Annotated in this window: 16 protein-coding genes; 12 read left to right on the top strand and 4 right to left on the bottom strand. The window is 50.2% G+C overall.

Annotated elements, in window-relative coordinates; all coding sequences use genetic code 11:
• Positions 1-225 precede the first annotated feature (225 nt).
• Both PMI05_RS11410 and PMI05_RS11405 read left to right on the top strand, forming a co-directional pair.
• The gene (locus PMI05_RS11410) at positions 226-669 is read left to right on the top strand and encodes an SMI1/KNR4 family protein (protein ID WP_007721393.1); all 444 of its coding nucleotides are present in this window, start codon (positions 226-228) and stop codon (positions 667-669) included.
• On the top strand, positions 663-1,052 hold the full coding sequence (locus tag PMI05_RS11405; RefSeq protein ID WP_007721391.1) for a hypothetical protein: 390 nt from the start codon (positions 663-665) through the stop codon (positions 1,050-1,052). The genes PMI05_RS11410 and PMI05_RS11405 overlap by 7 nt, the downstream gene beginning before the upstream one ends.
• Positions 1,053-1,191: 139 nt before the next feature.
• Here PMI05_RS11405 and PMI05_RS11400 read toward each other — a convergent pair whose 3' ends face one another.
• Entirely contained in the window at positions 1,192-2,412 is a 1,221-nt protein-coding gene (locus PMI05_RS11400) for a hypothetical protein (protein WP_039960639.1), read from the bottom strand.
• Between the two features lie 759 nt (positions 2,413-3,171).
• Here PMI05_RS11400 and dpaL point away from each other — a divergent pair.
• The 9 genes from dpaL (at position 3,172) to PMI05_RS11355 (ending at position 14,913) form a co-directional block, all read left to right on the top strand.
• Complete coding sequence (gene dpaL, locus PMI05_RS11395) at positions 3,172-4,410, top strand: diaminopropionate ammonia-lyase (RefSeq protein ID WP_007721388.1); 1,239 nt, start codon at positions 3,172-3,174, stop codon at positions 4,408-4,410.
• On the top strand, positions 4,407-5,567 hold the full coding sequence (locus PMI05_RS11390) for an ArgE/DapE family deacylase (RefSeq protein ID WP_007721385.1): 1,161 nt from the start codon (positions 4,407-4,409) through the stop codon (positions 5,565-5,567). Before dpaL ends, PMI05_RS11390 begins: the two co-directional genes overlap by 4 nt.
• A gap of 74 nt (positions 5,568-5,641) precedes the next feature.
• Positions 5,642-7,423: a sigma-54-dependent Fis family transcriptional regulator gene (locus PMI05_RS11385; protein ID WP_007721382.1), complete on the top strand. Its 1,782-nt coding sequence runs from the start codon at positions 5,642-5,644 to the stop codon at positions 7,421-7,423.
• A gap of 100 nt (positions 7,424-7,523) precedes the next feature.
• On the top strand, positions 7,524-8,081 hold the full coding sequence (lepB, locus tag PMI05_RS11380; RefSeq protein ID WP_007721372.1) for a signal peptidase I: 558 nt from the start codon (positions 7,524-7,526) through the stop codon (positions 8,079-8,081).
• Positions 8,082-8,178: 97 nt separating this feature from the next.
• Complete coding sequence (locus tag PMI05_RS11375) at positions 8,179-9,675, top strand: helix-turn-helix domain-containing protein (RefSeq protein ID WP_007721371.1); 1,497 nt, start codon at positions 8,179-8,181, stop codon at positions 9,673-9,675.
• A 163-nt stretch (positions 9,676-9,838) separates the two neighbouring features.
• Positions 9,839-11,509 carry a urocanate hydratase gene (hutU, locus tag PMI05_RS11370; protein WP_007721370.1) on the top strand — a complete coding sequence of 557 codons (1,671 nt, stop codon included), beginning with the start codon at positions 9,839-9,841 and terminating at the stop codon, positions 11,507-11,509.
• Between the two features lie 5 nt (positions 11,510-11,514).
• On the top strand, positions 11,515-12,789 hold the full coding sequence (gene hutI / locus PMI05_RS11365; RefSeq protein WP_007721369.1) for an imidazolonepropionase: 1,275 nt from the start codon (positions 11,515-11,517) through the stop codon (positions 12,787-12,789).
• Positions 12,790-12,860: 71 nt separating this feature from the next.
• Positions 12,861-14,201, top strand: coding sequence for a YjiH family protein (locus PMI05_RS11360; RefSeq protein WP_007721368.1), 1,341 nt, complete (start codon positions 12,861-12,863; stop codon positions 14,199-14,201).
• Between the two features lie 73 nt (positions 14,202-14,274).
• The gene (locus PMI05_RS11355) at positions 14,275-14,913 is read left to right on the top strand and encodes a pyridoxamine 5'-phosphate oxidase family protein (protein WP_007721366.1); all 639 of its coding nucleotides are present in this window, start codon (positions 14,275-14,277) and stop codon (positions 14,911-14,913) included.
• Positions 14,914-14,967: 54 nt separating this feature from the next.
• On the opposite strand, the gene PMI05_RS11350 is transcribed toward PMI05_RS11355, so the two are convergent.
• The 3 genes from PMI05_RS11350 to PMI05_RS11340 are packed head-to-tail and all read right to left on the bottom strand — an operon-like array spanning position 14,968 to position 18,485.
• Complete coding sequence (locus tag PMI05_RS11350; protein ID WP_007721363.1) at positions 14,968-16,404, bottom strand: DUF4157 domain-containing protein; 1,437 nt, start codon at positions 16,402-16,404, stop codon at positions 14,968-14,970.
• A gap of 2 nt (positions 16,405-16,406) precedes the next feature.
• Positions 16,407-18,080, bottom strand: coding sequence for an MORN repeat-containing protein (locus PMI05_RS11345; protein WP_007721359.1), 1,674 nt, complete (start codon positions 18,078-18,080; stop codon positions 16,407-16,409).
• A gap of 18 nt (positions 18,081-18,098) precedes the next feature.
• Entirely contained in the window at positions 18,099-18,485 is a 387-nt protein-coding gene (locus PMI05_RS11340) for a DUF4280 domain-containing protein (protein ID WP_007721356.1), read from the bottom strand.
• A 170-nt stretch (positions 18,486-18,655) separates the two neighbouring features.
• On the opposite strand from PMI05_RS11340, the gene PMI05_RS11335 reads away from it, so the two are divergent.
• A complete protein-coding gene (locus tag PMI05_RS11335) occupies positions 18,656-21,412 on the top strand; it encodes an adenylate/guanylate cyclase domain-containing protein (RefSeq protein ID WP_007721353.1) in 2,757 nt (918 codons plus the stop codon).
• Positions 21,413-21,425: the final 13 nt, after the last annotated feature.

The following is a 21,425-nucleotide window of genomic DNA, read 5'->3' as shown; positions in this document are numbered from 1 at the left end:
ACCTCTACTTTGGACGCGGTTTCGCTTTTTCCATGGAGCCGTACAGTCAATCCCCCTAGCTGGTGACCCAAGAAGCTGGAGCGTTTTCTCCTGTTTCCTCCCACCACAGCAGCTAGAGAGAGAATATTACCAAGTGGCCGCAGTGGGGAGAAATACACGCCTGAAAGCGTCCACCTCTGGTACAAACCTATAAAAAGAAGAAAACTCAAGGGAGGCGAGTCACCTATGAAAGATGTGTTAATGAAGAGATTAAAGACTTTCCTTCATCGGGAGGATAATCGCACACTAGTAGGCATTCCTGCGAGCCAGGAGGAAATTGCTGAGGCACAGCAGCAGCTGAATGTAAACTTTCATGAAGACTATGTGCATTTTATCCGGACGTTTGGGGGAGCATTTGCAGGTCTTGCGGTATATGCATTCTCTAATGGCTCTAGTCTCGGAAATGAAACGGTTGTCGATTTGACGCTGGGGTTTCGAGAGCAATTCATGGAACCTCCCTTTGCAGAGGTTTTACAAACCAGTTATGTCATTTCTATGGATGGGTCAGGCGATCCGATTCTCATTAATCCGGCAGGAAAGGTTTTCATCTGTTATCACGATACCGGGGAGATCAAGTTATTAGCGGATTCATTCGAGGTCCTGATCGAGGAAAATTTTTATGAATGGTGATCACCATTTATGAGGAACGGCGGACAGGAGCCATGGCGGAGACAGTTAAGCATGATCATGCATCACTTGAGAAGTGTTTGGAGGTCATCCGGAAGATGGACGGCTTCCTATGCAGCCAGATCAGTATTCAACATATGGATAAGATGATCATGATCGGCGGCGGCAGTCACCAGTTCATCGTTACTGTTGAGACAAACACGGCGAATCATAACCTTCTTAGTTTACAGGAGGAAGAAGAGGATTTGGTTGAGCTTACCGTAGGAGGCCAAGCTTGTGAATTTTCTCAGCATTACATCGTAAGCATTGAACTAGTTGAATCTGCACTCCTGCAATTATTGACAGATACAATCACAGAACTGCGCTGGGAGATTATCGAAAAATAGACGATGCTGTGAAACCAAACAATAAAAAATGAAAGCCACCATTATGCTTACTGAAAAGTCAACATATACAGTGAACTCAAAAATGGCCGTCCCGCAAAGGATGGCCTTAAAACTTGTTATCAACATTGCTTCATTTTATTCAGTAATCGCGTGCTGCGTCGAACCAGCGTTGAGCCATCTCCTCCGTAATAGGCTGGCCGATTAGGTGGTCAGACTGGCTTAGTTGCCATACAGCTTCACCCAGGTCTTCTCGTTCACTGGTTTCGATACCTTTGAGGGTGTTGAAACGCACGGTGAAGGCGGTAATGGCTGCCTCCGCATCAGCAAGGCTGCGGGCTTGGGCCAAAGCCGCTTGTGCAATTTCATAGGCTTCATTAGCCAGCTTGGCCAGACGTTTAGGCCAGGACGAAAATGGGCGGCCAAACTCGGTTGTCCACCACTCAGGCTTCCGTAATTGGCTCACTGAAGCGTAGCCGGTCCATGGGCGGGTGTTAGCTCGCGCTTTCATTTGCTGCCTCAGTCGCTTGCCCGTAATCTCCGCCACGTTAAAGGCGATAATTCTGTCAAGCAACGGCCACGCATTTAATGGGGGCAAGTCACCCAGATCAGGCATGAAGCGCAGCTCCAAATTCGTTAACTGGGTCTGACGAGTTAGCAACTCCAAATCGCAGAAATTCCCCCACAAACTCAGTGATGAAAGATTCTGGAATCTACTTAGGCACTCCAGCGAGATAGGCTGCGCCAGCGGTTCGTTTCGAAGCGTCAGGCTCGTGACCTGGTGCAGCTCGCCCAGATCGGGTAGCAAGAAGGGATCATTATTCTTGCGGCGGCTGGTGCGCGGCTTCAGTGTCAGAGAGTATGGCATGTCGCCAGTGACAGAGAAACGCGATAGATCGCCAGCTACACTTAGACGGAAATATTCAGAGATCTGGCGTTTCGGGAGCTTCAGATGCAAACGGCTATCAAACTGGTCCAGTTCGATATGCAAGCCGTGCAATTTGGACTGGCTCGCGTCGACGTCTATGTCTTTAGGTAGGATCGGAACCCATGCCATTTCTTCAATGGGGCGTTCTTTGGCCCAGTCGAAGAAGCCCGCGTCGCTACCTGTGTAGTACAGAACTCGCGGCCATGGCGAGCCAGCTGGTGTGGCAAAGGAATCGAATACGTTCCAATTGATGGGCGTATAGGAATCGACGTGCAGGTCTGTTTTATTGCCCAATTGTGACGGTCCAATGGAGAGGCTGCCTACGCCGGGCTTGCGAACAAGTGTATGGCTGTGAGGGCCAGTCAGGTCGATGGGATAACGACCCTCTTCTCTTATAGAACCAGCAGGAGAACGAACTTGCTTATGATTTGGCATTTCCTTCATCCTTCCTTCTTAACTCCTGTCTTCTGTGCTATGTATCAATCCATCTCAATACCTTGGAGCTTAATAAAAATATAGCATAGAAAGCCAAGACGAGCTTGTAGTTGCTGTAGTGGAGAGAAGAATATTTCCAGTCTACGCTCCGGGCTACGTCCTGCTAGGAAGTATAGACTGTCCGCTCCACAGCGATTTGCGGGGAAATGCAAAAGTGGTAGCCGCTTCGTCGCGTGGGCACGTTGCATTTCTTTTGCCCGCAAATCACTGCGAAGCTGGGTTGGACTTCGAAAGTCGCTAGGACTGGAAATATTCTTCTCTGACTTGACTGTTCAATGAATCTCAAGCTTTAAAAGCCACTTGAAAACCCATCAGCTCGCAAGGAAACAGGAGAAAAAAGCGAAGATCTTTGGGGCATCTACCGAGGCGCAATGGAAAAAGCGAAACACGCTTTAAGCGTCCACCTCTGAGAAGCACCCCTGAACCTCTACTTTGGACGCGGTTTCGCTTTTTCCATGGAGCCGTTCAGTGAATCCCCCTAGCAGGTGACCCAAGAAGCTGGAGCGTTTTCTCCTGTTTCCTCCCACCACAGCAGCTGGAATAACGAATCTCAAAAAAAGACTTTAAGTATCAAATTGATACGATTCAATCTCATTTTGATACAATTACCATCAAAACAATAAGCCACCCATGCCTCAACCGTTGGCGCGATTCTTGCAATATCAAGTAGGATGAAACCACCCGAGGAGGCCACCATCGATGGATAAACGACCACCAATCTACGTTGTGAAAAATAAGAGAAAAAATAGCGAGAGTTCTCGCATTCCTACCTATTTGACTGAAAAAGAAGCCCATTTTGCCAAAGCTTTTCACCAATCTCTCGCAAACTACGAGCCAACTCCCCTCGTTACATTGCCTGCGTTAGCGCGTGAGCTGGGAGTAGGACAAGTCCTTGTAAAAGATGAGTCCAAACGATTTGGTCTCAATGCCTTCAAGGTTTTGGGAGCTTCTTACGCGATGGCTCGTTTCTTGTGCGAGAAGCTGGGGAGATCGACAGAAGAGATGACCTTTGAAGCGCTGTCCTCCCAAGACATGAGAGAGCGAATCGGAGAAGTCACTTTCGTCACTGCGACAGATGGCAATCACGGACGGGCTGTTGCATGGGCTGCCAAGGCACTCGGACAGCATGCCGTTGTTTATTTGCCCAAAGGCTCCGCCCAGCAACGGGTAGATGCGATACGCGAGGCGGGCGCACAAGCTCACGTCATCAATGGAAACTACGATGAAGCCGTGCGTCTCTCAGAACAAATGGCGAAGGAACGTGGTTGGCAAGTGATTCAAGATACGGCATGGGAAGGCTACACGACCATTCCCACGTGGATCATGCAAGGCTATACAACGATGGCGGCAGAGGTAATGGAACAAATCTTAGCCCTCACCGATTCCAAACAGCCGACGCATCTATTCTTGCAGGCAGGTGTCGGTTCCATGGCTGCCGCAGTCTTGGGACATTTCGTAGCAGCGTCATCAAACAAAGACCTAACAACCGTGATCATCGAGCCACATAGCGCCAATTGCATGGTCCTTTCAGCAGAAGAGAACGACGGACAACCACATGCAGCTACTGGCGAACTCGAAACCATCATGGCAGGTCTAGCATGTGGAGAACCGAATCCGATGGCATGGGAGATCTTGCGGGAGCATGCAGACTTCTTCGTCAGCTGTGCCGATCACGTGGCGGCAAACGGCATGCGTATACTTGCGGCACCGACTGGAAGCGACTCTTCCATTGTGAGCGGGGAAAGTGGAGCAGTCGGCGTAGGGCTACTCGCTACCTTGATGAGCAAGCCAATGTATCATCAACAGCGTGAGCAGCTTGGCTTGAATGAAAAATCAATTGTCTTGTGCTTTAGTACGGAAGGTGACACGGATCGGGATATCTACAAACGCATCATCTGGGAAGGCGCATGCCGAGAAGAGGAGGATATGGAAAAATGAACGTGACGATCAATCGAGACGAACTGATTTCATTGGTGCAGGATTTGATTCGGATTGATTCGGTGAACCCGTACCTTGATGAGGATGGGCCGGGCGAGAAAGCGATCGCCACTTTTATTCGAGAGCGTCTGGAGGCGGCTGGACTGGAGGTCCATGTCACGCCTATTAACGACACAGCGGTCAATGTCGTCGGGATCCTACGGGGAACAGGCGGCGGCAAATCCTTGATGCTAAATGGGCATATGGATACGGTAAGCGCCAAACGCATGGAAATTCCGCCGTTTGAGCCAGCCCTTGTGGACAACAAAATTTACGGCAGAGGCAGTCAGGACATGAAGGGAAGTCTGGGGGCCATGATCGCCGCAGTAGAGGCAATCGCACAAGCAAAAGTTCCGCTGGCAGGAGATGTCATTTTGACTTTTGTCGCAGACGAGGAATATAAAAGCATCGGGACGGAGGAGCTGGTAAAGGCGTACAAAGCAGATGCGGCGATATGCTGTGAGCCTTCTGATCTGGCGATTGGTGTCGTTCACAGAGGATTTGCCTGGGTCAAATGCGAAGTGCTGGGCAAGGCAGCTCACGGAAGTCGTCCAGCAGAAGGGATTGATGCAATCGTTCGGGCGGGCAGGGTCCTGCAAGAGCTGGAGCATCTCTCGGACAGATTGGCTCAAGGCACGGTTCATCCGATTCTCGGTGCGGCTTCTGTCCATGCATCACTCATTCAGGGTGGAACGGAGCTATCCACCTATCCAGATTATTGCCGTATCGACTGGGAGAGAAGGACGTTGCCGGGCGAGACAGAGGCAGACGTGACCAATGAAATGGAAGCATTACTGCAAAAGCTGCGTACTGAAGATGAGACGTTTCGAGCAAGCGCCGAGTTGTCATTTTTGCGAGAGCCGTTTGAAGTCGGGCTGGATGAACCTGTTTATGTAGCCCTTCAGGCTGCGTGTAAGAGCGTGATGGGAAAAACGCCAGAGGTATGCGGATTTTCGGGATGGACGGATGCGGCATTATTGCAGGAAGCGGGAATTCCTACTGTCTTGTTTGGACCAGTGGGAGCGGGGCTGCATGCGGCAGTCGAATATGTAGAGGTGGATAGCTTGGTAGACATGAGTGCCATCTTGGTGGAGACGATTTGCGATTTTTGCCAGTAAAAAACGGTATAAGGGCAGGCTTCTCCTGTGATGCGCTATAATGTAGGCAAGAGATTGACGGGAGGGGAAGCCAGATGCCCTTGCGAGATATTCAAGAAAGTGTGCAACAGATTGCTTCGGCTGTTGCATCCGTTCTGCGCGTAGAGGTAGAGATTGCGGACAGTCAGTTTTTTCGGATCGCAGGGACGGGGAAGAATGAGGCTGGCGTTTTGCGGACGATGGCAGGAGAGGACCATATATACCGGGAGTCTTTGCTCGCCGGGCATCCTGTTGTGATCATGCATCCGGGGCAGGATGAGCGGTGTCGTCCCTGTATGCATTATGGAAATTGCACGGAGACGGGAGAGATTTGTTGCCCGATACAATTAGACAATGAAAATATAGGTGTGATCGGCCTGCTCGCTTTCGATGAGGAGCAGCGTGAGCGGTTGTTTGCGGATGTGGATGCGATATTGACATATTTGCAAAAAATGGCCGAGCTGATCGCTATTAAGCTAAAAGAGCACTACTTGTACGTCGAGCAGTTGCATACGGTAGAAAAGCTGCGTGTCGTCATGGATGAAATGGACAAGGCCGTGTTTCTCGTCGATCAAGACAATCGGATCATTCAGGCGAACCAGCGTGCCCGTCAGTATTTGCAGCTCGATCACGACGACAGTCAAACGGCAGAATGGATAGATGCCATTCGCCGCGCAGATGCTGCGCAGTCTGCGCCAAAGCAGGTCGTTTTGTCCATCGGGCAGGAAGACAAGACATTTTTGTTTGCCATCAAACCCATTCTACTAGCAGGAACGGTCAAAGAATGGGTGATTACGCTTGATGATGTACAAGAAGTCGTGCAAATCGCAAGGCAAGTGAGTGGATACTCGGAGCCCGACCCTTTTCGGATGATCGGTGGAAACAGTCCAGCGATTGTACAGGCAAAGGAAGTGGCAAGACGTGTGGCAGCCAGTGATTCGACTGTCTTGCTTCAAGGTGAAAGTGGTACTGGCAAGGAGCTCTTTGCCAAAGCCATTCATCAGGCAAGCCCGCGCCGTGACGCGCCGTTCCTCTCGATTAATTGCGCCGCAATCCCTGAGCATTTGATGGAGAGCGAGTTGTTCGGCTACGAGGAAGGCTCATTCACAGGAGCGCGAAAAGGTGGAAAGCCAGGCTTGTTTGAGGTCGCAGGAAAAGGCACACTGTTTCTCGATGAAATCGGGGATATGCCTATGCATTTACAGAGCAAGCTGCTGCGCGTGTTGCAAGAAAAGGAACTGTTCCGAATCGGAGGTAACGGCAAGCCCATACGCTTAGCGGCAAGGATCATTGCAGCGACCCATCTGGATTTGCAGGAGCGGGTAGACGCGGGGTTGTTCCGGTTGGACCTCTACTATCGATTGCATGTGATTCCCATCCACTTGCCATCGCTGCGAGAACGTAGAGAGGATATACTGCCTTTGGCGAACGATATCCTTTTGGCGCATGCGAATCGGGTGGGAAAGAAGTTGCACGGCTTTTCCCAAGAGACGCAAAACGTCCTGTTTCATCACGACTGGAGAGGAAATGTCCGAGAGCTGGAAAATGTAATCGAGTACGCGGTCAATATGGAAGCAGCCTCTTGGGTTCAGCCTGCGAGCTTGCCCATTCGGACTGGAATGCTGCGAGAATCTTCCCCACATTCCGTAAAAGAAAGTCAGGGGCCATTCGACTGGCAAAAGCAAGGACTTATGCTGAAAGAACTGGAACGAGCAGCTATCGATACCGTGATGCAACAAATCCGGGATAGAAACGGACGAAAAGAAGAAGCAGCTGCGCTATTAGGCATAAGCCGGGCAACGCTGTTTCGGAAACTGCGCGAGTACGGTATCACCTGATTTGACTTCTGGCTGATTTTTTGGGATTGGGCGGATAATGTGGTATGATGGTTTCGATACTGGAAGAGAGAATGGTAAATGGAAGGAGTGCCAAAAGAAAATGAGAGAAGTATTGGGATGGATTCGATCGATAACCTTTGCTGTCGTTTTCGCTCTTGTCCTCGGAATCTTTGTATTTCAACCGTTCAAGGTTGATGGGCATTCCATGGACCCTACCTTACAAGACGAACAGCGCATATATGTGTCTAAACTATCACACACGTTTTCTTATTTGCCAGATTACGGCGATATTGTCGTGATCGACAGTCGGGTAGAGCGTGACCGTACTTTGATGGACGATATCGTGGGGCATCCTTTGGTGTCGCTGGTCACAGGTCAAGGCGATGATCACACGATGTATGTGAAGCGGGTCATTGGAAGACCAGGTGACGTACTAGAGTTCAAAGACAACAAGGTGTATCGAAACAGCGAGGCATTGAACGAACCATACATCAAAGAAACGATGGAATATGTAGCGGACGGAAAGATTACGGTTCCAGCCGATCATGTTTTTGTCATGGGAGATAACCGGAATCACAGCACAGATTCTCGCGATATTGGCTTTATTCCGCTGGATCATGTGATGGGAACCATGATCGAAAATCCTCTCAAGAAGTAAGAATGTGAGTGAGAAAAGGTTGTCCATTTATGGGCAACCTTTGTTTCATAGAGAAAGATGTCCCACTTTTCTGATTGCTCTAAAAGGAGGACGGCTTATGCCCAGTATTTTGATAGCGGATCGGGACCAGAACGAACGAATCGGAATCGGATGGCTCGTCAATAGTTATGCCATTCCGTATGACAAGGTGCATAGTGCTGGGACCATGGAAGACGTTTTCGAAATGATGGAAGCGCATACACCGGAAGTGATCTGTATTGAACTGGACATGATCGGGCGTGGGCAGTGGGACCGGCTGAAGCTTCTGGTGGATCAGTATCGTCCGACCGTTGTGGTGACCACCTCAGAGGCGACGTTTGAGCGGGCGATGCAGGGAATTGGACTTTTTGCACGCGATTTATGGTTGAAGCCACAGACACCGGAATACATCAGGAGAATCCTGACGAGATGCTGCCAGGAGCGCTTGGATCGGAAGCGAATGAGCGAAGAGAAGGGAACGGGATCGGACAATGCTAGGGATGTCTCGTATCTTGACCTGTTTTTCCCCGGGCATGCACAAGCCAGGTCTTATTCGCTCATGCTGGCTCAATTGGAGGATCCGAAGCGGCATCCCGAGCTGCTGCGCTTTTTTGAAGAATATCCGTTTCGCGACAAACTGGACCTTTTGCCGCTAGGGGAGGCCATTGTGGGGGTATTTCCAACGGATGCGGTGCTCTCGCCTTCTACTCTCCACCAAATGGGCAAGCGTTTGCTGATGGACTGGGAAGCAAACAATGATGCGCCGCTCTTTTTGGTCATGTATGACGCAAGCAACCATGAGCAGAGCTTGAACGAAACGTATGCGGAAGCGAGCCAAGCCCTGCAAGTCCGCTTTTTCAAAGGATATCGGCAAGTGACGGTCGTGGATAATCGTGTGAATTGGACCATGATTGACCCATTTTTGACGCCCGCCGAACAGCGCACGTGGGTTGAAATGCTGGATGAAGGCAATCGGGAAGAGTTGAAGCAGTGGCTGTACACACACTTCTTTTACAAGGAAGAGCCTTTTCCGGAGCCGGGACTGTTGCGTATTCGGCTGACGAGTATTTTGGCACAAGTCAGGCGATACATGATATCACGTGGTCTTGACTCCGCACCTTTGGAAGAGGAGTATCACCGGGTTTTTGAAACGATTCTTTACTCGCCGATCTTGTATCGGATCGTCGTGGAACTGCTACTGTTCATTAATCAGCTTCTTGATGCCGCCCATCATTCCGTCGACGAGTCCCGTGCAGATGTCGTGGAACAGGCGATTCGCTATATAGAAGGACGTTACACCGATCCTGCACTGCGTCTCGAGGAGGTTGCACGCTATATCGACCGCAGCCCTTCCTATTTCAGCACGCTGCTCGCGCAAAAGCAAGGAAGCTCTTTTCGTCAGATACTTACTTCGTTGCGGGTAAAAGAAGCGCGCCGATTGCTTCTCGAAACATCCTTGTCTGTCCAAGAGGTGGCAGAGCGATGTGGATTCATTAACGCCAATTATTTCAGTAAAATTTTTAAGGAAAAGACAGGGACAACTCCACGTTTGTTACGAAATCAGAAAAAAAGATAGAAATCGAAAGAAAAGACAGATTTTTTCGTCAAACCATGAATGCGGTTGCAAATGAATCGAAAATAGAGGCACCAAATCGAAAGCGCGGTGCCTTTTTTGTCTTTCCATGCTTTTTTACAATGGAGCTAAGAAATATATCCTTTTAGAAAAGCAGGTGGAAATGATGACGACGACACAATCCGTTGAGCAAATGATCCAAGCCTTTTCAGGTACCCAATTACATACAAAGGGATGGGTGCAGGAAGCGGCGTTACGTATGCTCTTGAACAACCTCAATCCTGATGTAGCGGAGCGTACAGAGGATCTGGTCGTGTACGGCGGAATTGGCAAGGCGGCACGGAACTGGGAATGCTTCGATGCGATTGTCAAAACATTGCAAACGTTAGAGAGCGATGAAACACTCCTCATCCAGTCAGGGAAGCCGGTTGCTGTATTCAAATCGCATACAGATGCGCCGCGTGTGCTGCTGGCAAACTCGAATCTGGTGCCTGCCTGGGCGAATTGGGAGCATTTCCACGAGCTGGACAAAAAGGGTTTGATGATGTACGGACAAATGACAGCGGGAAGCTGGATTTACATTGGCAGCCAGGGCATTGTGCAAGGAACGTACGAGACGTTTGCAGAACTGGCACGCCAGCATTTTGAAGGCACGCTGGCCGGAACGATTACCGTAACAGCAGGCTTGGGCGGCATGGGTGGTGCGCAACCGTTGGCCGTATCGCTCAATGGTGGCGTCAGCATCAATATCGAGGTTGACCCGACCCGTATCCAACGCAGACTGGACACGAAATACTTGGACGTGATGACAGAGAGTCTGGACGAAGCGATCCGTTTGGCGGAAGAAGCGAAGCGCGACAAAAAAGGCATTTCCATCGGGCTGTTAGGCAATGCACCCGAAGTGCTAAATGCCATGCTGGCTCGCGACTTTATCCCGGACGTGCTGACGGACCAGACCTCCTCGCATGATCCACTAAACGGCTACATTCCTATCGGCATGTCACTGGAGGAAGCAGCCGAACTCCGGACCCGCGATTCGAAAGCGTACGAATCTCGCGCAAAAGCAAGCATCGCTGAACACGTTCGTGCCATGCTCGCCATGCAGGAAAAAGGAGCAGTCACTTTCGACTATGGCAATAACATCAGGCAGGTGGCAAAAAACGAAGGTGTGGAGGATGCATTCCGTTTCCCTGGCTTTGTGCCAGCCTATATCCGTCCGCAATTTTGCGAGGGCAAGGGGCCATTCCGTTGGGTAGCACTGTCCGGTGACCCTGAGGATATTTACAAGACAGACGAAGTCATTCTTCGCGAGTTTTCCTACAACACGCATCTGTGCAACTGGATTCGCATGGCGCAGGAGCGCATTCAGTTCCAGGGACTGCCTTCCCGCATTTGCTGGTTAGGCTATGGCGAGCGTGCGCGTTTTGGTCAAATCATTAATGAAATGGTGGCGCGCGGTGAGTTATCGGCCCCTATCGTCATTGGACGTGACCATCTGGACTCCGGTTCTGTCGCTTCACCAAACCGTGAGACAGAAGCGATGAAGGATGGCAGCGATGCGGTTGCAGACTGGCCGATTCTCAATGCCATGATCAATGCGGTAGGCGGAGCGAGCTGGGTATCTGTGCACCACGGAGGCGGCGTTGGCATGGGCTACTCTCTCCACGCCGGAATGGTCATCGTGGCTGACGGAACACCAGAAGCAGCACGTCGTCTGGAGCGCGTCCTCACGACAGATCCAGGCATGGGCATCGTTCGACATGTCGATGCAGGGTACGATCTCGCGATTCAAACAGCCAAGGAAAAAGGCGTCCACATTCCGATGATAAAGGAGTAAAAGCCATGACTAAACCTGTATGGATTCGCCACGCCAGTCAGCTTGCCACGCTGGCTGGCGGCTCCTCTTCCCCTGTAGTAGGAGCGCAAATGAACGAGTTGTCGATCATCGAGGACGGAAGCATCTGGCTGGAAGGCGGCGTTATCCAGCGAGTGGGAACAGATGAAGAGCTGGCACTTCACTATCGAGACCGTGCTAATGAGGCGCAAATCATCGATGCTTCGGGCAAACTGGTCGCACCAGGGCTGATCGATCCGCATACCCATCTGGTGCACGCGGGCAGTCGGCAAAACGAGTTTAACATGCGGCTAAACGGTGCGACCTATATGGAGATTATGAACAATGGTGGCGGAATTCACTCGACCACCGCAGCGACGCGTGCAGCGACCCATGAAGAGCTATTTGCCCAGAGCAAGCAGCGTCTCGACCAGTTTTTGCTGCACGGGGTCACAACCGTCGAGGCGAAAAGCGGCTACGGCCTGACATTGGAAGATGAGCTGAAGCAGCTAGAGGTCGCCAAGCAGTTGCATGAGGATCATCCCATCGATATCGTCAGTACCTTCATGGGTGCACATGCGGTGCCGCGCGAATACAAGGAAAATCCGGATGCATTTGTAGATGTGGTTATCGAGGAAATGATCCCGGAGGTCGCTCGTCGCAAGCTGGCTGTTTTTAACGATGTATTTTGCGAAAGAGGTGTGTTCACCCCTGAGCAGTCCCGACGCATTCTCGAAGCAGGGGTCCGTCATGGGTTGCTGCCGAAGATTCATGCGGACGAAATCGAACCGTATGAAGGGGCAGAGCTGGCAGCTTCAGTTGGAGCGGTATCAGCGGATCACTTGCTGCGCGCCTCTGACAAGGGGATTGAACAGATGGCAGAAGCGGGTGTCATCGCTGTGTTACTGCCCGGTACGGCGTTTTTCCTGATGGCAGAGTCAGCAAATGGCAGGAAAATGATTGATCGTGGCGTGGCTGTCGCGATTTCGACGGATTGCAATCCGGGCTCGTCTCCAACCGTTTCGCTCCCACTCATCATGAATCTGGGGTGCCTGAAAATGGGGATGACGCCAGCCGAGGTGCTGACGGCAGCTACCATCAATGCTGCTCACGCAATCCGCTGCGCGCATGAAGTCGGCAGCCTTGAGGTCGGGAAAAAAGCAGACGTCACGATTTTTGACGTCCCTGATTTCATGACCTTGCAATATCGTTACGGAATCAACCACGTAAACACGGTAATCAAAAACGGAATGATTGTCGTTGCTGGGGGCAGACTGGCGTAATACAAAAGAGAGCAAAGAAAAACGGATAGAAGTGGGGGAGACCGGCTTGTCTTTGAAATGGGGGGACATGTATGGGCAATATTTCGAACAGCAATCTTGCACCTCATCCTGGTCAGCAAGCCGTATCAACCACACCTGCTTGGAAGTTTTTTGTTTTTAGCCTCATTGGTATTTTCGTCTTTTTTATCCCTGTTACGATTCAAGACACGAGCTCGATTATGCTAGATCATATCGTGACATGGGTTCGGCAAATCATGCCGGGTGCGATACCGATATATGCTTTGCTTGTGATTGTGCTGGGGGCCATTTATCCGTTTGTGACGGGTAGTTGGAAGCAGAGCAAAGTAAACCTCGTTTTTTCTGCGCTAAAAGTACTGGGTGTGCCTATCGCTCTGTTGATCTATTTTCAGGCGGGTCCTGTATGGTTGCTGGACAAGAATATGGGTCCGTTTCTCTTCGAAAAGCTGGTGATTCCAGTAGGCATGGTGGTCCCAATCGGTTCCGTGTTCTTGGCGTTGCTAGTCGGTTACGGCTTATTGGAATTTATCGGCGTATTGGTGCAGCCGATTATGCGCCCAATTTGGAAAACACCAGGCCGCTCAGCGGTAGATGCGGTGGCGTCTTTTGTGGGAAGCTATTCGATCGGTCTTTTGATCACGAACCGGGTATTCAAAGAAGGTAAATATACGATCAAGGAAGCAGCTATTATCGCAACAGGCTTTTCCACCGTATCTGCGACATTTATGATCGTCATCGCGAAAACATTGGATTTGATGAATTACTGGAATCTTTATTTTTGGGTCTCGCTTGTGGTGACGTTTCTCGTAACGGCAGTGACGGTGCGGATTTGGCCGCTGTCCAACATGAGCGATACGTATTACCAAGACAATGGCGATCCTGAGAAAGTGATCAAGGAAAAACGGTTGCATCAGGCGTGGACGGAAGCAATGGAAGCGGCGGGAAAAGCGCTGCCACTTACGCGAAACATTTGGGAGAACTTACGGGATGGTTTCATTATGACCATGAGTATTCTTCCTTCCATCATGTCGGTCGGTTTGCTCGGGTTGGTGCTGGCCGAATTTACCCCTTTGTTTGACTGGCTTGGCTACTTGTTTTATCCGATTACATGGCTCTTGCAAATTCCAGAGCCGATGCTGGCTGCAAAAGCGTCAGCGATCGAAATTGCCGAAATGTTTTTGCCCGCGCTTCTAGTGGTAAAAGCGCCTCTGGTCACCAAGTTTGTCATTGCAGTTGTTTCGGTTTCTTCCATCCTGTTCTTTTCCGCGACGATTCCTTGTATTTTGTCTACCGAGATTCCGATTAGTATTCCAAAGCTTCTAGTGATTTGGGTAGAACGTACGATCTTAACGCTGCTGCTTGTTACCCCGCTAGCTTTCCTGCTTCTACCATAATCATGAAAAGCGAATGGACAAATATGGTATGATGAGGGCAGGTTCGAACAAGCAGAGGAAAGAGGGGGTAATCATGTCAGGATTCGGAATATTCCGTGACGTGGTCACGTCAGAGCAGCATCTGCGCGAAATGGTCGGAGAGCCAAGTCGTCTCGTACAGAACAAGGCGATAACCCAACTGGATGACCATAGCCGCAATTATATTGCCCAATCGCCATTTCTCATCATTGCCACAGCAGACAAAGATGGCCATTGCGATGCTTCGCCACGTGGAGATGCGCCTGGCTTTGTGCATGTCATCGATGATCACCATCTCGTCATCCCTGAGCGCCCAGGAAACAAGCGGATGGACTCCATCACGAACATTTTGGTCAACCCGCATATTGGGCTTATCTTTTTGATTCCTACGCTGGAAGAGACGTTCCGCGTGAACGGCAAGGCTTGCATTATCCGCGATGAAGAAATACTGGCAAAGATGGCGGTAAACGGGAAGGTGCCTACGCTTGGGATCGGCGTAAAGGTAGAGGAGTGCTTCGTCCACTGTGCGAAGGCATTTATGCGTTCTGGTCTATGGAAGCCGGAGTCATGGCCGGCAGAGGGGACGACTCCCAATGTCGCTCAAATGCTGGCGGATCATGTGAAGCTTCCGGGTGTGACGGCAAAAGAAGTGGCAGAGGGCTTGCAAGACAGCTATACGAATCGATTGTACTAAGCATAGGAAAAACGGCAGTTCTCCCAATTCGTTGTGGAGCCTGCCGTTTTCGGTTTATTCAGGGATAGGATCGTCTACCAACCACCCAGTATTGGAGCTGCCACAGTAATAGCATTCGACAGTATATGAGGGCATGTTCGAATAACGTATATGTTCCGGGATTAAGAAGGACGGGTCGACGGTTCCGGTTCCCCCTGTTGGGGTTCCTTTTGTAATGCCCCGGAAAATCACCTTGATATCATAACCTGGCAGATTGGTCATATTGCCCAATCTAGCTGTCAGTCTAGCTTTGAGATCACCCAGCGGGGCGCTGGCCCTATTTTCGGCAGCGGTGTACGGCCAAGGGTTTTCAGGATGATACTTTTGAATGACGATGACATACTCTTTAAATCGATTCGTATCCCGCCGCTTCTCTAATTGACCGATCGCTTCATGAATCCGGGAGCCAATTTGGGAATCATCATGGGAGCTGATTGTCTTGATCTCCATCGCTACGCGTTTTTTCTCGTATGAAATGGTTGAATCATCCTCATCCTCCTCCAGCATTCGGTCTTTCTCAGGCGTGTCGTTTTGCTGCTCCTCCAAATAGGTGTAATCAATGTCAGGATCGTCGTCCTTATCCTTTCCGAAAAAGGGCGTGATATTTTCTCCGAATAGACGCTGTGCCTCCTCCAGTTCTGTATAATTCCCACCCGTAACCGAGAAAATATCGGAAATTTTGGCGTGCAGACTGATACCGTAACGTACTTTGTCAAAGTAGTTATCTACTTCGCCCACTTGCTCAAAAAGCTCATTTACCGTTCCTTCATCCAGGTTATTTGTTTTTTCCACATGTTTGTCCCACATTCTGCGTGCATCTTTTACATCTTCGTCCCAAGTGCCTTGGATAATCGGGGATGCTACAGAACTAGCAGCATCCGCACCGGTACCATCCGTCATGGTGCCTGTGGCAGCCAGTAACCCATAGCGATCAGCTTCTGCTTCCAGAGCGGGATCGTCATTAATCGGGAGGCTAGCATCCGGAACGTTCGCTTTTACCCGCCCTTGTCTTTGCTGAACCACATGTGTCAGCTCATGACCGAGTAGCTGTTGACCGCTTTGCGTCTCCGGCTGATAGGTGCCGGGAGCAAAGTGAATGTCATTCCCTTGGGCAAAGGCAACAGCCCCGATTTGGGAGGCGACAGACGATTCTGGATGAATCTGTACATCTGAAAAATCAGAGTGAAAAGCCTTCTCCATTTTTGATTGGACGGAATCAGGGAGTGAGCGGCCGCTGCCTGCCGATAGATTCTCCGATTTTTGCAAGGGAGTCCTCGATAACATGCGCTGCACAGCTTGATTGCCGAGAGTCTTTTGCAGAGAAAGGATGTGGGAAGAGTGACTCGCCTTTCTTTGGACCTGGCTCGGCTGGAGCATGGGCCTGGAAACAGATGCTTTCGTTTTTTCATGAGTCGCATCCATAGACGGCTTGCTAGATTCATAGCGTCGCATTTTTACACCCCCTCTGCTTTTGTCACGTCCAATTGAACGGGTTCCTTTTGCTGTGCTTGATAGAAATAGAGATACAGATACGGGTCAACCAGATAGCTCGTGATAGCTCCAGTACGGTTAGAGTAGGTGGTGGACGTCTTGGGCAAAATGGCAGATTTGCTGTCGAGCTCGTTCCGATCTTCTTTGACGATAGAGATGACCTGTGGGTGATATACGTGGACGGCAGTGACAATCTGCTTGCTAGGGTGTCCTGGTGCTGGTTCAAGTGTAAAAGCCATATTCATTTCGCGATAGGAAAGCTTCTCTGGGGATAAAGGTGCCTCCGCTGTTGGCGAAGTCTCCGATGCTTTTTGATCGGCAGGAGGAGGGACAGCACCTTCGGCAATCTTCGGCGCGTCATCGTCGGGCTTGCCCATAATCTCTTCCAGCTTGGTTCTGGAGATGCCGATGAATCCAGGTAAATAAATACGCCCTTCGCGGAAATACCCTTTGTACAACGGCAAGCCTTCCTTGTCGTAGAGCACCCCGATGCCGTCGTAGGCACCTGCCCGAAATTGCCCTTGATACAACACAGTGTCTTCGGCAGAACGAAGCTCTCCCGTTCCATGATAATGCCCTTCGGCAAAGCCGCCTTTATACAGCGTTACGCCACTTGCATCACGAAGCTCGCCCTGCCCGTGATACACGCCCAGAAAAAAGTCACCTTGATAGACGATACTGCCGTTCGACGAGAATTTGGTTCCGGCTCCATTGAAGTGCCCATTTCGAAAATGACCTTCATACACGAGCTTGCCATCCCGATCAAAAAAACTTCCGGTTCCATTGTATCTGCCGTCCACAAATTGCCCTTTGTACTGCACGAGCCCGTTTTCGTAGTAATCGGTACCTTCACCGCCGTAGAAGCCATTGTCAAACAGTCCGTCGTAGAGCAGCTTTCCATCCTTCGTAAAAAGCCTGCCAGCTCCGTTGTACACGCCGTTTTTAAAAGCACCCTCGTATTTGATTGCGCCGTTTGTGTACAATTCCTGACCGGCTCCATCCAGCTTCCCATTTTTGAAATCTCCCTGAAAAACGACTTGCTGGTTGTCGTTGTACAACGCTCCCTGACCAGCGTAAACGCCATTTTCAAACCCACCTTGATAGACGAGAACGCCTTTCCGGTATCCTTTGCCTAAGCCTTGCGGAGTGCCACTTTTGAACTCGCCGCTGTATAGAAGCTTCCCATTGTCGTCATAGAGCTCGCCTTTTCCGTCATACAGACCATCCACGAGCTGACCAGAATAGATCATCGTGCCTTCCGGGTTGTAGATGATAGCCAGACCCGAGTCGGAAATCTGTTGATTTGGAGTTTTTAGATGTATGACGATGGGACGTTGCAAAAAGCGGTTAAGCGCATCGGGAGGATTGATGATCAGGAAGTAGACCAGAACAAGGAGGAATAGTCCTGTCAAAATGAGAAAGCGTTTGGCGATGTAAAAACGGCCGATATGCACGTAATCGTTGAGTGAAGTTTCTTTTTTTGTGAACAGTCCGGCAATGCCGTTCTTGATCCAATCGAGGACTTGCTTGGGGAGGGCGGCTCCTTTTTTTATCCAATCCTGCACCCATTTTTTGAGCGGATTGGTGAGCGGGTCGACAATCGTTTGTTCTGTTAGCTTTTGGAGTTGTTTGTCCATATGTTTCCTCCCTATCTGTCAGGGAACCTGAATCGTCGCTTGACCGGGGTTCGTGATCTGGATGACGCCACCCCAGCTGCACATGAGCTTGGAGGTTTGATTGAGGGCAGGCATGTTGGCGACGAGAACAGTAGGGGAGCCAGGAACCCAAGGGGCGGCAGTGACAGGAACGCAGGGGACAGGAGTGAAAACGCCCAGCTTCGCCGCTGTGGCTGCTGCGACCTGAGGGTTGGACATCGTATTGCACATTCCGAATGGAAGGACGTTTACCATCGGTTTATTGTCCATGATATTTGCGATCGGCATACTGGTTGTGACGCGATTCACCGGGAGCACCATGAGTGAACTGGGAGCTGCACCGAAGCTGCACTGCAGCATGGCACCTCCACAGACGAGTTGTCCCATGAAGCCAACTCCTTTACATATGTCATCTGGTAAGATATTGAAAATCAATCTGTATAGTAGTATAAATGTCAAATAGAGAAGATGTATAGCGAAATTTGTAATTTTTAGTATAATGTTGCTTGGTATCATTTTCGAAAATACGTTTTCGAGAGATGGGAGAACCGCAAACGATGGGAAATAACAAGAAGTATTCCTTGTTGACCGGACTGCTGATTGTATTTGTTGGGGTCGGCTTGCTGCTCGTTTGGAACGTGGATAGAAGCGGGAAGCAGGATGTACCGTTTCAAGGGATCGACAGCATCGCGGTCAATAGTCAAAAGGATGTCGTCCTCATAACGGATGGATACCAAAAGCTGACGAGCCTGTACCCCGATCGGTCGCTAAGGTACCAGCAAGTACTGGAGCAAAATCCAGAAGAAGGCTTGGAAAATTTCACAGAGGTAGCCATCGACGAAGAAGGATATGCGTACGTGCTGATCACAAAGCTCGATAGCTTTGGCTTGCGGACCGTATCCGAGAGAATCGTGCGAATGTCGCCAGATGGAGAAATGGTACAAGTCGTGTATGAAGATTCATACGGAGCGAACAGCTCGTACAAGCGAATTGGCAAGGTACGCTCCCTGCAAGTTGCGAAAGATCGTCTTTATTTCTATGTTTATCAACACCCTGAAGTGATTGCCTATCAATTTGTACCCTCTGATTCACCCCCCACACAACTCTATCAAATCCAATTGCCTAATGAAGTATACGTAAATGAAATCACAGGAGTAGATCCGCGGCATACCTATATCACTACCAAGCGCGGAGAGGTTTTCCAGATCGACATTCCCCAAGGAAGCGGGGAAGCTCAAGTGAAAGGTCCGCTCTACATTCACTCCAAACGGTCCGAAAAGAATCATACCATCCCCAATCATGTCAAAGCGGGGCCAGCAGGTCGTCTCCTTTTCTACAATTCTGATCAAAATGTCATTGAACGCTTCGATCCTGCACATCCAGATGAAATCGCCTTGATGGTGCCTTCCAAAACATTCGAGCAGATCAAGTCGAGCGATAGCAGTGTCTTAACGGCGTTTGCTGTAACTCCCAATTATGAGTTCGTAGTGGCCACTGATAGTCAGCTCGCCTTCTTGGATCAACAAGGAAATGTGATGACTAAACTCACTTCCCCGTCTGTATCCGAAATAAATCGCTTGAAGGAATGGACCTGGTGGACAGGATTGGGTGTGGAAATTCTCCTGTTTTGTGTCATTCAGTTTCTGTTGTTTCGCCTTTTCCGGATTCCGTTGATTATCAAGCAAACGATTGTGATAGCTCCACTCGTTGTTGTCCCCGTATTCCTTCAACTGGAGGGAACGAAGCTGACCTTCTCGTTTATGGAGCAGGAAAATCAAATCGATCTTCGTCTTCAAGCCTATGTTATTTCTACGCTGATCGAAGGGGACAAGCTGGATGGAATCAATGGAGCGATTGATTACATGAATGCGGACTATCAAGCAGTACAGGCCAACCTGAAAAAACTGGAGGTCCCAGATGATGTGAATGTGAACAGGGGGCTGTACAAAACGATTTACAAATACAAAGATGGCGAATTGTTTCTCATGATGGATGACAATGACAGCGCAGAAGTGTTTGAGAATGTGTCCATTGATGACGAGTTCCGCAGTGTGGTTATGAAACGGGAGATCGTCTCCGGTAAAGCACAGGATCGGACAGGCTACTGGATGTATGCGATGGCCCCGATCTACAACTCCTCCGGCAAGCTATCGGGTGTGTTGGAGCTGGGCAGAGAAATGAACGGGGTCCGCATACAGCACAACGAAATGTCCCGAGAGCTCGGCCGCGGCGCTGCGCTGGTCTGGTCGATTTGTGCGAGTCTATTTTTCCTTTTCTCCTGGCTGACATACCGAAACATTCGCAATCTGCAAACGAACGTCTCCGATATGGGAAAAGGCGACTACAGTGTCGTGGCCAGGGTTCGCTCCATGGATGAAATTCAAAAGCTGGCAGAAAGCTTCAACCAAATGGCTAAGCGCATTCGTCAGTACATTTCGAATATCACGAGGATGAGCGAGGCGAACAATCGCTTTGTGCCGCAGCAGTTTATCCATTTTCTCGGGAAGGAAAGTATACTCGACGTGGAGCTGGGTGATCAGGTGGAGCGGGAAATGGCGATTATGCGGATGAGTCTGCAATCGTTTCATTCCATCTCTCATCGTCTGCGACCAGAGACGACCTTCCGCGTCATCAATGCGTTTCTCAAGCGGTTTGCTCCAATTGTGAACGAAAATCAAGGAATGATTACTGAATATCTCGATCCCGGCGTGCTTGCCGTTTATCCAAAAGAGGCGAAAGACGCGTTGGATGCGGCGGTACAGATGCGCCGTACGTTAGCGGACTATAACGAGCAACGGGCGGAAAAAGGATACGATCCGATTGAATTGCGGGTGGCTCTGCATCATGGTCCGCTGATGCTCGGGATTATTGGCGAAGCGACGCGGTTAGAGGCTGCGATTATATCGGATCACGTCCGCGTAGTGGAGAAAATGGAAAAGATGGCGGAAACGCTCGGAGCCTGCATCCTGATGTCCGATTCGCTATTTGCCGAGATGGGGGAGAGCACGCCGTACCGATATCGTGATTTAGGCTGGGTGCATATTGAGGGAGAGGCTCAGCCGATGCATTTGTACGACGTCTACGAGGGGGACACTGCCCAGATTCGCGCGCACAAGGATGAGACGAAGGAATTGTTTGAGCAAGCGATTGCGATGTATCAAAATGGGAGGTTTCACGATGCACGCTCCGCTTTTCTGTCCGTCATCAAGCAAAACCGCTGGGATCAGGCGGCGCGACAGTATTTCTACTTATGTGACGAATACGCACAAAAAGGGGCCGAACGTGATTGGTCTGGCGAGTTGAAAATATCGTAGGAGCGGTGAAAAA

The sequence above is a fragment of the Brevibacillus sp. BC25 genome, from assembly GCF_000282075.1.
Lineage (GTDB): Bacteria > Bacillota > Bacilli > Brevibacillales > Brevibacillaceae > Brevibacillus.
This window is presented reverse-complemented; position numbering and strand designations above follow the sequence as displayed.